Below are 13342 nucleotides of genomic sequence, written 5' to 3'. Positions count from 1 at the left end.
ATTTGTTCGTTCCCTTTTGACGCCTTTGTTTTCATACTCGGCCCCTTTTCGCGAACCTTTGCGGCCGGCTCCGCGCCCGCCGCTGCCTTTTTTATGAGCAACCCTCCGTCCGATGCGGGCCGCGGCAACGCGCAGCCCGTGATCCGTCTTCAATCCGTGCAGAAGTCATTCGCACTGCCGAGCGGCGAGGTGTTCGACGCCGTGCAGTCGCTCTCGCTCGACATCCACCAGGGCGACGTGTTCGGCCTGATCGGCAAGAGCGGCGCGGGCAAGTCGACGCTGCTGCGCCTCATCAACCTGCTGGAGCGGCCCGATGCGGGCCAGGTCTTCGTGGGCGGGCGCGACCTCACCACGCTCTCGCGCCGCGAACTGCGGGGCACACGCCAGAACATCGGCATGATCTTCCAGCAGTTCAACCTGCTGCAGAACGCCACGGTGTTCGACAACGTGGCCTTCCCGCTGAAGATCCACGGCCGCCATTCCAGGGCCGAGATCGACGCCCGCGTGCGCGAATGCCTGGCCCTGGTGGGCCTGGCCGAGAAGATCGACACCTACCCGGCCCAGCTCTCGGGCGGCCAGAAGCAGCGCGTGGCCATTGCGCGCGCGCTGGCGCCGCGGCCGCAGGTGCTGCTGTGCGACGAGCCCACCTCGGCGCTGGACACCGAAACCACGCGCGCGCTGCTCGAGACGCTGCGCGACATCAACCAGAAGATCGGCGTGACCATCGTGATCGTCACGCACGAGCTCTCGGTGGTCGAGGTGCTGTGCCGCAACGTGGCCATCCTGGAGAAGGGCCGGCTGGTGGAGCAGTTCGCTGTGGTCGATGCGCCGAGCGAAGAGCGCAAGACCGCGCTGGGCCGCGAGATCGACGAGCTGGTGCGCCGCCGCGAACGCGAGGCGCGCGAACCCATCGCGCCGCGCCCGCCGTCATTGCAGCGCAGCCCGCAGGAGGTGGCCTATGTTTGAGAACATCGCCCCCATCCTCCCCGAGCTGTGGGTGGCCACGGGCCAGACCTTCATGATGCTGGCCATCGGCCTTTCGGCCGCGGTGCTGATCGGCGGGCCGCTGGGCATCCTGCTGTTCCTGCTGGGCCCGGGCCAGTCGCTCGAGAACAAGCCGGCGTTCCTGGTGCTCAACTGGATCGTGAACACCGTGCGCTCGTTTCCTTTCATCATCCTGCTGGTGGCGCTGGTGCCGTTCACGCGGGTGATCGCGGGCACGTCCATCGGCCCGCTGGCGGCCGCGGTGCCGCTGTCGTTCGCGGCCATTCCGTACTTCGCGCGGCTGGTCGACCAGTGCCTGCGCGAAGTGCCGCGCGGCGTGATCGAGGCGGCGCATGCCATGGGCGCCTCGGAGCTGCAGATCGTCTGGCGCGTGCTGGTGGTCGAGGCCCGCTCGGGCCTGGTGCTGGCGCTCACGGTGCTGGCGGTGAGCTTTCTCTCCTACTCGGCAATTGCCGGCGTGGTGGGCGGCGGCGGCATTGGCGACCTGGCCATCCGCTATGGCTACTACCGCTTCCAGACCGACGTGATGGTGCTCACCGTGGCGCTGCTCGTGGTGCTGGTGCAGATCCTGCAGTTCGTGGGCAACACCACGGCGCGCAGGCTGGACAAGCGTTGAATCTCTTTTTCTCTCGTTCCTTCTTTTTTTGATTTCATGAAAACCGCTCTGCTGCGCCGCTCCGTCCTTGCCCTGTCCCTGGTTGCCCTGTCGTTCGGCGGCCTTTCGTTGGCAGAGGCCCAGGAAGCCAAGAAGAACCTCGTGATCGGCGGCACCGCCGGCTCCAACATCGACCAGCTCAAGGCCGGCATCGTGCCCATCCTCGAGAAGAAGGGCTACAAGGTGAAGCTGGTCGAGTTCAACGACTACGTGCAGCCCAACCTCGCGCTCGCGCAAGGTTCGCTCGATGCCAACTTCTTCCAGCACCAGGTCTACCTGAAGAAGTTCTCGGCCGACCAGAAGCTGGACCTTGCCGAACTGGTGCAGGGCCCCATTGCACCGCTGGGCGTGTACTCCACCAAGCGCAAGACGCTGGCCGAGGTGAAGGAGGGCGACCGCTTCACGCTGCCCAACGATCCGAGCAACCTGGCCCGCGCGCTGGTGCTGCTGGAGCAGAACAAGCTCATCACCATCAAGCCCGGCGTCGATGCGCTGCGCGCGTCCGAGAAGGATGTGGCCGAGAACCCGAAGAAGCTCAAGTTCATTCCGCTCGAGGCCGCGCAGCTGCCGCGCTCGCTGGGCGACACCGAGTACGCCATCGTCAATGGCAACTTCGCGATCTCGTCGGGCCTGAAGCTGAGCGAAGCCGTGGTGCTCGAGAAGACGCCCGACTACTATCTGAACGTGGTGGCCGTGAAGAGCGCGGACAAGAACGCGCCCTGGGCCAAGGACATTGCCGAGGCCTACCGCTCGAAGGAATTCAAGGCCGTGGTCGACAGCAAGTTCCAGGGCTACGCCAAGCCCAGCTTCCTGCAGTAGTTCTTCTTCTCAAGCCAAGGACGCCCATGCCCGTGCTCGCCGTTTTCGATGCCGAAGGAAGCTGGCGCGACACGCATGTGTGCGACGGCTGGATCACCGAACACCTGGCGCGGCAAGGTGTGGCCTGGGGCCGCGAAGACGACGCACCGGAAGGCCAGCGGGTTCTCGACCGCGTGGGGCTTTTCTACCTGCCCACGCAGGACGGCTACCTGGGCCTGCTGTTCGAGGCCGGTGAATGGGTGGCCCTGCCGGCCGGCAAGCCGCATGTCTTCGACGCCGGCGAGGCGCATTCCTTCGATGGACTGCCCGCCGCACTGCCGCTGTTCGAGGCTTTCGTCGAACAAGTGCTGTCCCTCACGGGCAACGACGCCGACGACGAAGCGTGAACGAAAGCGTCCCCTGAGCGGCGGAGAGCCGGAGCGCGTGCCTACGCGCCGGAAGACGGATGGCCGCGCAGTGTGTGCAGTTCGCGGCGCAGCGCCTCGGACTCCTGCTTGAGGGCAAGGATGGCCTCGTAGGCCTTGCCGAGCTCGCCTGACGCGCTGGCGGCCTGGGCCCGGAGTTCGTCGCGCTCCCGTTCGCAGTTCTGCAGCTGCTGCCGTGCCTGCGCCAGCGCGAGCATGTCGAAGGTTTCCGCGTGGTGGCGCAGGAGCTCCGTGGACTCGGCGTCGTATCCGTTCTGGGTTTCGCCGAAGTCCGCCAGCCGTCCCAGGCGCACGAGGGGCGGTCCGGGCCTGCGAAAGACCGCGACGAAATCGGCCCAGCCGGACGCCGCGGGGCGGGCGACGAAGGACTCGACCAGTTCGACTTCGACCCGCCGGCGCCGGCCCCATTCGACCAGCGCCACACCGGCATCGGGATAGAAGCGCCAGCAATCGACCGGATACCGGTGAAACGCATAGTTGCTTGGCGCATTGACATAGAGCAGACCGCCGGGCCGCAGCAGACGCACGAGCTCCAGAAAAGTTTCCCAGAAGCAGGGGTCATGCTCGAGGGCCGAACTCGTGACGACCACGTCGGCGCAGGCGTCGGGCAGCGGCAGGGGGTCGCCCGGCGTGACCACCTTGTCCACGCCCCGGCCCGGCGCGGCATCGAGACCGAGATAGCTCGCCGTGGCGGGGGCATGGTCCCTCAGTGAGCCGTTGACGTCCTGGCTGCCGAGCTCGACCACATCCCTGAAATGCGGCTGCCAGTACAACGCGAAGAAGCGGCGGCCATGTTCGTAGGCGGTGTCATGCATGGTTCATTTTGTCTCGCAGTTCGTGCGCAGCGCAATGGCTCTCAGGGCGAAAGAATCATCACCTTGCACTGGCTCGGCACGATGCGCATGCCCACCATGTTGCTGCGGTTCTGCGTGCTCAGGCTGGTCATGCGCGTGGCCGGCGTGCCCTTGATGAGCACCGTGAACGCGCCCGTCACGTGCCGCGACTGGCTCATGAAGGTCTGCGAGACGATGCCGCCGCCCGCCCCGGTGGTGTCGCCCAGCGTGATCGGCGTGGTGGTTGCCATGTTGTGCGCGGGCATGCACATGAAGAGGATGTTCCACGCGTTGGGCACGGCCGTGGGGCCGAACGCCATGTTGGGGTAGGGAATGGGCGCCATCGCGGCGGGCGGGGTCTTGCAGACATCGGGAAAGGCGAGGTCCATTCCCATCAGCTGGCAGTTGGCAAACATTGCGGTGCTCCTTTTGCTGCGGGCCGGGTCAGCCCATGTGGATCTGCGCGGCGTCGACCTTCACGAGCTCGCTGGCCGTGACCACCGTGTGCCGCGCATGCAGGCGCGCCGTGCCGCCGGCTTCGCAGTCGAGATGGCCCACGCGGACCTGCTCGGTTTCGTCCACCACGCGCAGCGCATTGCGCGCCATCTGCACGATGCGATCGGCCACCGATTCAAAGACGCGCCCGACCAGCCGCAGCCGCCCCACCGTGGCGTCGAGGGCCTGGCCGGTGAAGTGCAGGTCGTCGACGCGGCACTGTCCGCTCGCGGCCTGGAGCTTCCATTGCGCGGCGTGCATCTGGAGCTCGCCGCCGCTGCGCAGCCGTACGTCGCCGGGGCTTTCGATCGAGAGGGCGCCTGATGTGTCGATGCGGCTGACCGCGTCGTCGGCCTGTTCGAGCACGGCGATCAGGTACACCCGGGCTCCGTCCGGTCCGGACAGCAGCACGGTGTCGCCCACCTCGGGCCGCAGCAGGCAACTGGCGGCTCGGCGGCAGCGCCAGGTCCCGCCGTCCTCGTCTTCGACATCGAAGTGGGCATCGGGCAGTGCGGCCGCCAGCCGGCCCACGAGATGAACCGGCGCGGTGGCTGCCGCAAGGGCGGGGCGCAGTGGAATGACATTCATGGCGGATTCCCTTCTTGATGTGGGTGTGGACGTCTGGAAAGCGGGCGGGCGGTTGCGGGGCTCAGTGCGAGTCGGACCAGGCCTGTGCCTTGAAGAGCTCGGGCTCGTTGTCGATGATTCCGCCGCGGCTGGAGAACCGCGCGCCCTGCTGCTGGGCGCGGTGCAGGCGCGTGCGAAGGAAGTGCGCACCGCCCAGGTCGGCACCGGTCAGGTCGGCATATGAAAGATCGGCGTCCTGCATGTCGGCGTTGCGGAAGTTCGCGCCGGCGCAGCGCGCGTGGTGAAACACGCCGAGCGGCAAGCGGGCTTGCGAGAAGTCCGCGCGTTCCAGCAGGGCGCGGGCCCAGATCGACTGGTCGAAGCGCCCGCCGCTGCAGTTCGCGTCGCTGAGGTCGGCTTCAGGAAACAGCGCCTGGCATGCGTCCACCTTCGAGAAGTTCGCGCGCGTCAGCGTGGTGCCCTTGAAGTTGGCTTGCGTGAGCGTGGCGCCGCTGAAGTCGGCATCGTCCAGGCGGCTGTCCGTGAACTGGCACATGCACAGCGAGAGGCCCGCGAGGCGCTGGCCGCTCAGGTCGCACTCCAGGAACATTGCGTTGAGGCCGGATGCACCCTGGAAAATCGCCGTCTTCAGGTCGAGGCGGTAGAAGGTCACATGGCCCAGCGCCGCGCCGGTGAAATCGGCCCGGTCGAGCTGCGATTCCATGAAGCTCGCGCGCTCGAACTGCCGCGACTGCAGGCGGCTTTCCGTGAGCTCGCAGCGAAAGAACTTGGTGAGATCGAGCCTGGCCTGCGCGAAGCTCGCCCGCGCCGCGTGGCACTCGACGAAGGAGGCGCCTTCCAGCGTGGCGGCATCGAACCGTGCCGCCTCCATGCGGCTGCGAAAGAACTGCGCCTCCTTCAACCGGGCGAAGGAAAAGTCGCATCCCGAGAGCTGGCAGTGCGACAGCGAGCTGCCTTCGAGATTGGCCCGGGCGAGGTTCGCGCCGCTGAAATCGACGTCGTCCATCATCGCGCCCGAGAGGTCGAGGCCGCTCAAGTCCCATCCCCTGCAATCGGCGTTGCCGACCTGGGTGCCATGGCGGATCCTGTCGACGAGTTCATCGCGGGTCATTCGGGCGCTGCGGCGCGTCGCGCGGGCCAGGTCTTGGCATGCCGTGTGTAGGCGCCGAGCAGGTGGGTGCTGCCGTCGATCAGGCTTTGCGACACGTCGGTGCGAAACAGGTTGGCGCCGCTCAGGTCGGCCTGCGCGAAGACGGCCTTCGAGAAGTTGGCGTCGATGAGGTTGGCGCCGCGCAAGCTGGCGCCGGTGAGGTCGGCGCGCACGAAGAGGCTCTCGCCCGCAACGAGCCGCTCGAGCTTGGCGCCCTGCAGCGCGCATTCCGAAAAATCGCAGTTGTCCAGGCGCGCTTCGCGCAGGTCCGCCTGCTGCATCGGCGTCGTGCGCAGGCCGCATTGCTTGAGCGCGGCGCGGCGCAATACCGCGCCGGCCAGCGTGCTGCCGTGCGCGAAGCTGCAGGCATCGAGCCGGGCGTCGGAGAAATCGACCGACCGGCTGCAGTCGCTCGTGACGAAGCTGCAGCGCACCAGGGACGCATTGGCAAAGCGCACATCCTCCAGCGCGCATTCGAGCCATACCACCTGCTGGAAGGAGGCGCCGCCGAAGGCCATGCCGCTCATGCGCAGCTTGGTCAGGAAGACCTGGTGCCAGTCGGAGCCGCGAAAGTCGCAGTGGCTCATCTCGCTTTCGGTGAAGCGCGTCTGGTCGAGCACGGTGTTGGCCATGTTGCAGGACGCGAAGCGCGTCTTCTCGCAGTTGGCGCTGCTCAGGTCGGCGCCGGAGAAATCGGCGAACTCGCAGTGCGCGCCGCCGAGGTTGGCGTTGCGGAAGGTCGCACTGGCCAACGACGTGCGCGAGAGCCGGGCCCGTGCCAGCACCGCGCCGTTGAAGTTGGCGTCCGACAGTTGCGCGTTGTCGAGGTTGGCGTCTTCGAGCGCGGCGCCGGAGAAGTCGGCCCCGCGCAGGTCCATGTCCGAGAGATCGGCCCCGACGAGCCGCATGCCCGAGAAATTGCGCGCCCCGGGCCCGGCCTCGGCCAGCCGCCGCCGGATCTTCGCGGCGCGGAACGAGGGCATGGGAGGCGCGGCGTCGGACAGGTGGGCGCCGTGGAGGTAGCCCTGCCGGATCTGCGCGGTCATCCGATCCTTGGTGCCCAGGGAGATGAGCGTGGGCGGGGGGCTTGCGGGGTTCCCGGCGGGTGGCGCGGCGGCAAGCTGTTCGAGCTGCCGTATCAGCGCGTCGGGATCGAAGCGCTGCGGCTGCTTGCGGCTTTTCTGCAGCAGCGCGGGGTCGATTTCTTCCTCTTGCCTGCGGCGCATCTGTTCGCCCTGGGCTTGCAGGTTTTTTCGGGCTTCCATCATTTCCCCTTGCATGCGCTCGAAGTACTCGGGCACGTCGTCGAACTCCAGCGGCGCGGCCGGGGGCTGGGGCGCGGGCAGGTACTTGTCGGGATCGACGCCCAGCGCGATGAGTTCGGCGCGGCGGCTTTCGTGGTCGCGCTGCTGGCCGGCACGCAGGTTGCGCAGCAGCGGCCGCGCCATCGGGTCAGGCGCGTCGAGGATGCCCCAGCGCCCGAGGACCGCCTTGGGTGCGAGGTCGCTGTCGCGAAAGGCGAGCAGGCCGCCGCGCGCGGTGTCCAGGCGCTGCAGCAGCACGGATTGGTAATGCGCGAGCTCGCGCGGCTCCTGCGGCAGCTCGAGTGCCGGCATGATGTGCCGCACGTCTGCCGCGTCGTCCTCGCGCACCGGCAGCACGCCGTGCCAGATCAGCGCCACGCGCTCGCGGTGCGGGAAGAACCAGGCCGTGGTCAGGCGCAGGCCGATCTCGTGCAGGCCGCGGCCTTCCTTGTCGAAGCTTGCGAAGCAGCGCGCGCGCCAGTCGGGCAGGCGGCCGCTCAGCACCGGCTTTTCCGGGTGCATGTTGAGAATTTCGTAGGGCGCGCCGGGCGGGAGCTCCTGGCGCCCGGGCCAGCGCTGGTCTTCGGGCGCGGCGTTGAAGAAGCGCCAGTCCATGTCCTGCGCGAACCCCGGGAAGTGGTGCTCCAGCCAGTGCTGCCCGAACTTGCTACCCATCAGGGCCATGCGCTGCGGGCTGTCGATGGGCACGGCGCCGAAGCTCGCGGGCGCCACCGCCTGCCCGCGCGAGCGCACGCGGGCATGAACGGCCTCCACGTTGGGTGCACGGCGCGTGCGGATGCCGTTGATGAGCTCGTCGAACGCGCCGATGCCTGCCGGGTTCTCCGGCACGCCCGGCCCCCCGTAGGCGTGCGCCCAGTCCAGCGGCATGGCTTCGAAGGGCTGCGGTGCGGTCAGGCGGCCGTCGAGCCAGTAGCGCTCGCCCGACACGTGCAGGGACTTCTCGAGATCGGCGACGCGCAGGCGCACGGCGCAGGCGGTCTTGTCTTGTTGGTGGTGGGTGTAGCCATGGCCGCTCGCGAGCACCTCCGGCATGCACTTGGGCACGCCCGCATCGAACACGCCCAGGCCGCCGATCTCTTCGCCGACGGTCTGCCACAGCTCCTGGTCGGCCATGAGCTTCGGTTCCGCCCCGAGGCTGGCGAACGCCGTGACGGCCACACCGAGCTGGTCGACGCCCTGCCAGCGGTATGGCCGGGTGAGAATGCCCAGGCGCAGCGGCTTGACGGTTTTCATCGGCCGGAAACCTCCGAAGGTGCACGAAGCCGGGAGCTGTCGGCGCCGTAGTGGGCGGCCGAGGTACCGCTGCGCTCGACGGCGACCTCGCGGCTCGCCGGATCGAAGCGCACCGCAATGGTCCGGCCGGCCGCGTGGCCGGGCAGTTCGGCGAGGGGAATGGCGGTGGTCTGGTCGACCTCGAAGGTCTCGCCGGTCTCGGCGGCCTGCACGCGAAGGCGCAGCTGCGCGATCGCCCAAGTCGTGCCTTCGCCCGAGCGGCGCTGGCCGGTGTCGGAAAAGGCAATCACCTGCGCCATGGCAGGCGTGCCGCGCGCGAGGATGCGAAGCGCCCTTCGCGTGCGCGACAGGCTCTCGGCGTGCTTGCGGCGCTCGCGCACGAGCGTGACGCAAAGAGTGAACCCCAGCCACGCAAGCAGCGGTGCCAGCACCCACCAGATCGAGAAGGGGACATTCGGCATCCGGCCAAGGCGTTCAGCCGAAGAGCACGAAGCCCTTGAGCGCGCCCCAGAAGCCGCCGGTGTGCTCCGAGGCCACCACGTTCGAGAAGCTCACCGCGCCGAAGTTGGCCTGGTGTGCGTACATGTTCATGATCTGCGCGGTGGCATCCATCTTCTTGATGTTGGTCGTGAACGTGAAGCCGGCGTTGCTGTTGTTCACGCCGTAGGTCGCGCTCGACAGGCCGGTGGCCGTCACCGCCGTCGGCGACCAGTCCCACAGCAGCACGCGGTTCACGCGCTTGACGTGGTTGCCCTCGAAGGTGAAGTCGCCGCTGGCCTTGATCTCGACGTCGCCCGCCGTGGCCTCGATGGTCACCTTCTGGGCCTTGCCGTTGTAGTTGCCGGCCGAGACGGTCGAGTGGTGGTCGCCTGTCTCGATGGTTTCGGTGAGGCCGTCCTTGATGTTGTCCTTGCCGCCGCCGCTCACGATGGTTCGCTGCCAACCGGTCTGGTAGCTTTCCTGCCGGTTGCCGTCGAGCGTCTTCAGTATGGAGTTGCCGGTGTGGATCTCCTCGTCCATGCCGAGCTTCACGTCGACCAGCAGCCCCTTGTCGAAGGTCTCGTGGCGCAGGCCGCCGTTGACCGTGACCTCCGACAGGCCGCTGAGCACCGTCTCCTTCGAGCCGAGCTTGGTGGTGGTCTCGATGCGGTTGTCGAAGAAGTGCTCGGTGAGCGCGCCCGAGACGGTGAGCTTCGAGCCGTTGCGGTATTCGGCGGTGTCCTTCTGCTTGACGAGGGTGTCGCGGGTCTGGTCGACGGTGAGCGTGTCGGTCTTCAGGATGTGGGTGATGCGGTGGCCGTCGACGGTTTCTGTCTCGTCGTTCTCGACGTGGATCCGCAGGTCGTTCTCGACATCGATCTCGAAGTCCTTCTCGGCATGGATGCGCACCAGCTCGCAGCCCGGCGCGTCGTCCAGGATGAATTCGTTCGCGTTGGCCGGCGAGCCGTCCTGGCTGCGGCTCACGAAACCGCTCACGGTCACCTGCGCCGGCAGTTCGAGCGGGGGCATCTGGTCGGCGTTGTAGACCCGGCCGATGATGATGGGCCGGTCGGGGTGGCCGCCGATGAAGTCGACCACCACCTCCTGTCCCTTGCGCGGATGGTTGACGGCGCCGTAGTTGGAGCCGGCCCATGCGCTGGAGACACGCACCCAGCAGGAGCTGTTCTCGTCGCTCTTGCCGTAGCGGTCCCAGCGGAACTGCACCTTCACGCGGCCGTACTGGTCGACCCAGAATTCCTGGCCCGCCTTGCCGACCACGGTGGCCGTCTGCGGCCCGTTGGTGCGCGGCAGCGGCGTGACGCGCGGCGCGCGAAAGACATAGGCGCTGGGCTGCACGGCAAAGTCGAAGCTGTAGTGGCCTTCGGCGCCGCCGCTGGCGTAGCCGCCCTCGCGCAGCGCATACGACACCGACACCACGAGGTATTCGCGGTTGTCTTCCTGCCGCGGGCAGTTCTGCATGGTGAAGCGGTAGCCGGGCGCCATGCCGCGCACGTTGGTGTGGCCGATGTCGCGCTCGGCCTGCGCCTGCGCTTCCTCCAGGCGGATGCGCGAGTAGTGCTCGCCCTGTTCGGCCTCGCTGAAGCCGCCGAGCCATTCGTACATCTCGTACTGGCCGTGCTCGTTGCCGCGCGGCTGGCTGCGCATGTTCATCAGGTCGGCGCGGGGCTTCTTGAAGTCGAAGTCGTCCACCACGTAGCTGCCGGGGCGGATCTCCTCGGTGACCTGCCACTGGTCGATCACTTCCTGCCGCGGGTCGGCGCCGCGGTCGGCGGCCAGGTAGCTGATCTTCGCGTAGCCGGGCAGGGTCTCGTGCGCGCCGATGTCGTCGGCCAGCACCAGCGTGTGCTGGTCCTTCTCGTGCGTGAAGTAGTAGTAGATGCCTTCGTGCTCCATGAGGCGGCTCACGAAGGCGAAGTCGGTTTCCTGGTACTGGACGCAGTACTCCCACTGCCTGTAGCTCGCGCTGAGCCTCTTCTCGAAGGCAAAGCCGTAGTCCGCAAACACCTCTTCGAGGATGTCGACCACCGACTTGTTCTGGAATATCTTGCAGTCGCTGGTGCGCGTGAGATACCAGAGCCATGGCCGCACCGTGGCGCGGTAGACCACGTAGCGCGAGGCGCCATCCTCCTTGCCGATCATCGTGAAGCGGACGATCTGCCCGTTCAGGAAGCGCGGCGCGCCCGCAGTCTGTATCTCCAGCGCCAGCGGCTTGCCCAGCACGGCCTTCATGTCGATCGACATGCTGGGACTCAGCAGTTCGACCTCGAACTCGAACAGCTGCGACAGCCCCTCGGTTCCGTGCATCGAACGGAACATGAGCTGGTCTTCGCCCAGCGGCGTGTGTGCGCGTACGACTCGGGGCATGCGAAAAACTCCCTTGCTCAAGACAGCACCTCCTGCACCAGCATCGCCCACTGCGTGGCGGCCGAAGCAGTGATTGCGAACTTATGTTTGAAGCGCTCGTTCACCGGTGAACCCGCATGGGGCCAGGGGTGCTTCATCGTTGTGCCTTTTGCGTCTGGCATGTGCGCTTCTTTGCAAGTAGCAGGCCAGCGCGCGCCGGGCCTCATGCCGCGTTGCGGCTTCGGCGGCGCCGCCTGTAGGATGTGCGAATGACCCAGCACATCGGAATCGTCGGGTGCTCCGCCGAAGGCGCGGCGCTCTGCTACCAGACCATCTGCGTGGAAGGGGCCGAGCTGCTCGGCCCGCATGCGCATCCTGAAGTGGCCATGCACACGCCCTCGCTTTCGGACTACATGGCGCACATCTACCGCGGCGACTGGCACGGCGTGGGCGAGGTGATGCTGGCCTCGGCGAGCAAGCTCGCGAAGATCGGTGCCGACTTCCTGGTCTGCCCCGACAACACGATCCACCAGGCGCTGCCCTTCATCGAGGCGCGTTCGCCGCTGCCGTGGCTGCACATTGCCGAGTGCGTGGCCGACGAGGCCGCGCAGCGCGGCTTCCGGCGCCTGGCCATCACCGGCACGCGCTGGCTGGTCGACAGCGAGGTCTATCCCGAGAAGCTCTCTGCCCGGGGGCTCGAATACGTCCGGCCCACGGCCCTGGAGCGCGAGGAGATCAACCGCATCATCATGGACGAGCTGGTGCGCGGTGTGTTCACGCCCGACGCGGTGCTGGCGTTCCGGCGCGTGATCCAGCGCATGAAGGACGAAGAGGGCTGCGATGCGGTGGTGCTCGGCTGCACCGAGATTCCGCTCATCATGAACGACGTGAATTCGCCGCTGCCCACGCTCGACTCCACGCGGCTCTTGGCGCGCGCGGCGCTGCGGCGCGCCGCGGCCTGAAGCGCCGGCCGCCTCAGCCGGCCAGGAACTGCTCGATCAATCCCGCCACGCGCTGCGGCTGGTCGTGGTGCAGCATGTGGCCCGCGTCGGCCAGCTGCTCGATGCGCACCGACGGCACGGACTTCAGCCGCTCGTGGAATTCTTCGAGCGTGTAGCGGTTCTTCCACCAGCCGTGCAGGCTGTCGTCGGCGGCCTCGACCATCAGCGTGGGCGCCGAGATCCGCGCATAGAGCGCCAGCGTTTCGTCGACCCGGAAGATGTTCGCGTTGATGATCTTGTGCGCGGCGTCGCCAAGGATCTGCCAGCGCTCGCTGCCGTCGGGCTGCAGCTGGAGCGCGGACCAATGGCTCGCGAGCCAGCCGGCCTTGTCGGGCGTGAGGCGCGGGTTGGTCTTCATGAGCCGCCGCGCCACGCCGTCCACACCCGAGTAGCCCGCCAGCGCCATCTCGCCGCGGTGCAGGCGCTTGAGCTCGTCGATCCATTGGCCGTAGCGCGCGGGCGCTTCCTCGGGCTTGCGCGCCGGCATGCCAAAGCCTTCGAGGTTGACGAGGCGGCGGATGCGCGCGGGCCGGGTGCCCGCATAGTGCATGGCGACATTGCCGCCCATGCTGTGGCCGACCAGGTCGACCGGCCGCGCCGCATCGCCTTCGCCCGCGTAGTGGTCGAGCAGCCATTCGAGATCGGCCAGGTAGTCGGGCAGCCAGTAGTTGTCGACGCCGCCGCCGTCTGTGAGGCCGAAGCCGCGCCAGTCGGGCGCGACGATGAAGCGTTCTTCGGCCAGCGCATCGACCACGAACTGCCAGGAGGCGGCCACGTCCATCCAGCCGTGCAGCAGCACCAATGGCGGCTTGTGCGGCGAGGGCTCGCCCCAGAGGCGCACGTGGTAGCGGAGATTGCGCACGGGCACGAATTCGCTGCGCGAGGGGCGGAGGGCTTGGTACATGGGCGCCGATGATACGGAGCCGGGCGGCGGGCCGCAGTCCGGCACAGGACAGCACGCGCCCGGGT

The 13342-nt window shown here is 67.7% G+C and carries 14 protein-coding genes; 5 read left to right on the top strand and 9 right to left on the bottom strand.

Going from position 1 to position 13342, the window contains the following annotated elements; genetic code table 11:
- Positions 1-93 precede the first annotated feature (93 nt).
- From AC1DMS_RS16865 to AC1DMS_RS16850, 4 genes are read left to right on the top strand one after another with little or no spacing between them, the layout of a single operon-like run.
- Positions 94-966 carry a methionine ABC transporter ATP-binding protein gene (locus tag AC1DMS_RS16865; RefSeq protein WP_015866565.1) on the top strand — a complete coding sequence of 291 codons (873 nt, stop codon included), beginning with the start codon at positions 94-96 and terminating at the stop codon, positions 964-966.
- A complete protein-coding gene (locus AC1DMS_RS16860) occupies positions 959-1621 on the top strand; it encodes a methionine ABC transporter permease (RefSeq protein WP_015866564.1) in 663 nt (220 codons plus the stop codon). The genes AC1DMS_RS16865 and AC1DMS_RS16860 overlap by 8 nt, the downstream gene beginning before the upstream one ends.
- Positions 1622-1657: 36 nt before the next feature.
- Positions 1658-2479, top strand: a complete 822-nt coding sequence (locus AC1DMS_RS16855; RefSeq protein WP_412511494.1) for a MetQ/NlpA family ABC transporter substrate-binding protein — start codon at positions 1658-1660, stop codon at positions 2477-2479.
- Positions 2480-2505: 26 nt separating this feature from the next.
- Positions 2506-2865, top strand: a complete 360-nt coding sequence (locus tag AC1DMS_RS16850) for a cupin domain-containing protein (protein WP_018905447.1) — start codon at positions 2506-2508, stop codon at positions 2863-2865.
- A 41-nt stretch (positions 2866-2906) separates the two neighbouring features.
- Here AC1DMS_RS16850 and AC1DMS_RS16845 read toward each other — a convergent pair whose 3' ends face one another.
- From AC1DMS_RS16845 to AC1DMS_RS16810, 8 genes are all read right to left on the bottom strand, one after another.
- A complete protein-coding gene (locus AC1DMS_RS16845; protein WP_478181445.1) occupies positions 2907-3719 on the bottom strand; it encodes a methyltransferase domain-containing protein in 813 nt (270 codons plus the stop codon).
- Between the two features lie 41 nt (positions 3720-3760).
- Complete coding sequence (locus AC1DMS_RS16840; protein WP_018905449.1) at positions 3761-4153, bottom strand: DUF4150 domain-containing protein; 393 nt, start codon at positions 4151-4153, stop codon at positions 3761-3763.
- A gap of 28 nt (positions 4154-4181) precedes the next feature.
- The gene (locus tag AC1DMS_RS16835; RefSeq protein WP_478181444.1) at positions 4182-4820 is read right to left on the bottom strand and encodes a DUF3540 domain-containing protein; all 639 of its coding nucleotides are present in this window, start codon (positions 4818-4820) and stop codon (positions 4182-4184) included.
- 61 nt (positions 4821-4881) lie between these two features.
- Positions 4882-5931: a pentapeptide repeat-containing protein gene (locus AC1DMS_RS16830; protein ID WP_478181443.1), complete on the bottom strand. Its 1050-nt coding sequence runs from the start codon at positions 5929-5931 to the stop codon at positions 4882-4884.
- On the bottom strand, positions 5928-8528 hold the full coding sequence (locus AC1DMS_RS16825) for a DUF2169 family type VI secretion system accessory protein (protein ID WP_478181442.1): 2601 nt from the start codon (positions 8526-8528) through the stop codon (positions 5928-5930). Before AC1DMS_RS16825 ends, AC1DMS_RS16830 begins: the two co-directional genes overlap by 4 nt.
- Positions 8525-8989: a hypothetical protein gene (locus AC1DMS_RS16820; RefSeq protein WP_478181441.1), complete on the bottom strand. Its 465-nt coding sequence runs from the start codon at positions 8987-8989 to the stop codon at positions 8525-8527. The genes AC1DMS_RS16825 and AC1DMS_RS16820 overlap by 4 nt, the downstream gene beginning before the upstream one ends.
- A 13-nt stretch (positions 8990-9002) precedes the next feature.
- A complete protein-coding gene (locus tag AC1DMS_RS16815) occupies positions 9003-11393 on the bottom strand; it encodes a type VI secretion system Vgr family protein (protein ID WP_478181440.1) in 2391 nt (796 codons plus the stop codon).
- Between the two features lie 17 nt (positions 11394-11410).
- Entirely contained in the window at positions 11411-11554 is a 144-nt protein-coding gene (locus AC1DMS_RS16810; RefSeq protein WP_167313212.1) for a hypothetical protein, read from the bottom strand.
- Positions 11555-11641: 87 nt separating this feature from the next.
- On the opposite strand from AC1DMS_RS16810, the gene AC1DMS_RS16805 reads away from it, so the two are divergent.
- A complete protein-coding gene (locus AC1DMS_RS16805) occupies positions 11642-12334 on the top strand; it encodes an aspartate/glutamate racemase family protein (RefSeq protein WP_478181439.1) in 693 nt (230 codons plus the stop codon).
- Positions 12335-12347: 13 nt separating this feature from the next.
- Here AC1DMS_RS16805 and AC1DMS_RS16800 read toward each other — a convergent pair whose 3' ends face one another.
- Positions 12348-13277, bottom strand: a complete 930-nt coding sequence (locus AC1DMS_RS16800) for an alpha/beta fold hydrolase (RefSeq protein ID WP_412511488.1) — start codon at positions 13275-13277, stop codon at positions 12348-12350.
- Positions 13278-13342 lie beyond the last annotated feature (65 nt).

The organism is Variovorax sp. 05T418 (assembly GCF_056396385.1).
The sequence above is the reverse complement of the archived record's forward strand: the minus strand, read 5'-3'. Positions and strand labels throughout refer to the sequence as shown.

Bases quoted from the DNA above. Each gene is read 5' to 3' on its own strand.
- AC1DMS_RS16825 (WP_478181442.1), bottom strand. From the start codon at position 8,528: ATGAAAACCGTCAAGCCGCTGCGCCTGGGCATTCTCACCCGGCCATAC.
- AC1DMS_RS16800 (WP_412511488.1), bottom strand. From the start codon at position 13,277: ATGTACCAAGCCCTCCGCCCCTCGCGCAGCGAATTCGTGCCCGTGCGC.
- AC1DMS_RS16865 (WP_015866565.1), top strand. From the start codon at position 94: ATGAGCAACCCTCCGTCCGATGCGGGCCGCGGCAACGCGCAGCCCGTG.
- AC1DMS_RS16855 (WP_412511494.1), top strand. From the start codon at position 1,658: ATGAAAACCGCTCTGCTGCGCCGCTCCGTCCTTGCCCTGTCCCTGGTT.
- AC1DMS_RS16815 (WP_478181440.1), bottom strand. From the start codon at position 11,393: ATGCCCCGAGTCGTACGCGCACACACGCCGCTGGGCGAAGACCAGCTC.
- AC1DMS_RS16835 (WP_478181444.1), bottom strand. From the start codon at position 4,820: ATGAATGTCATTCCACTGCGCCCCGCCCTTGCGGCAGCCACCGCGCCG.
- AC1DMS_RS16850 (WP_018905447.1), top strand. From the start codon at position 2,506: ATGCCCGTGCTCGCCGTTTTCGATGCCGAAGGAAGCTGGCGCGACACG.
- AC1DMS_RS16840 (WP_018905449.1), bottom strand. From the start codon at position 4,153: ATGTTTGCCAACTGCCAGCTGATGGGAATGGACCTCGCCTTTCCCGAT.
- AC1DMS_RS16805 (WP_478181439.1), top strand. From the start codon at position 11,642: ATGACCCAGCACATCGGAATCGTCGGGTGCTCCGCCGAAGGCGCGGCG.
- AC1DMS_RS16845 (WP_478181445.1), bottom strand. From the start codon at position 3,719: ATGCATGACACCGCCTACGAACATGGCCGCCGCTTCTTCGCGTTGTAC.
- AC1DMS_RS16860 (WP_015866564.1), top strand. From the start codon at position 959: ATGTTTGAGAACATCGCCCCCATCCTCCCCGAGCTGTGGGTGGCCACG.
- AC1DMS_RS16830 (WP_478181443.1), bottom strand. From the start codon at position 5,931: ATGACCCGCGATGAACTCGTCGACAGGATCCGCCATGGCACCCAGGTC.
- AC1DMS_RS16810 (WP_167313212.1), bottom strand. From the start codon at position 11,554: ATGCCAGACGCAAAAGGCACAACGATGAAGCACCCCTGGCCCCATGCG.
- AC1DMS_RS16820 (WP_478181441.1), bottom strand. From the start codon at position 8,989: ATGCCGAATGTCCCCTTCTCGATCTGGTGGGTGCTGGCACCGCTGCTT.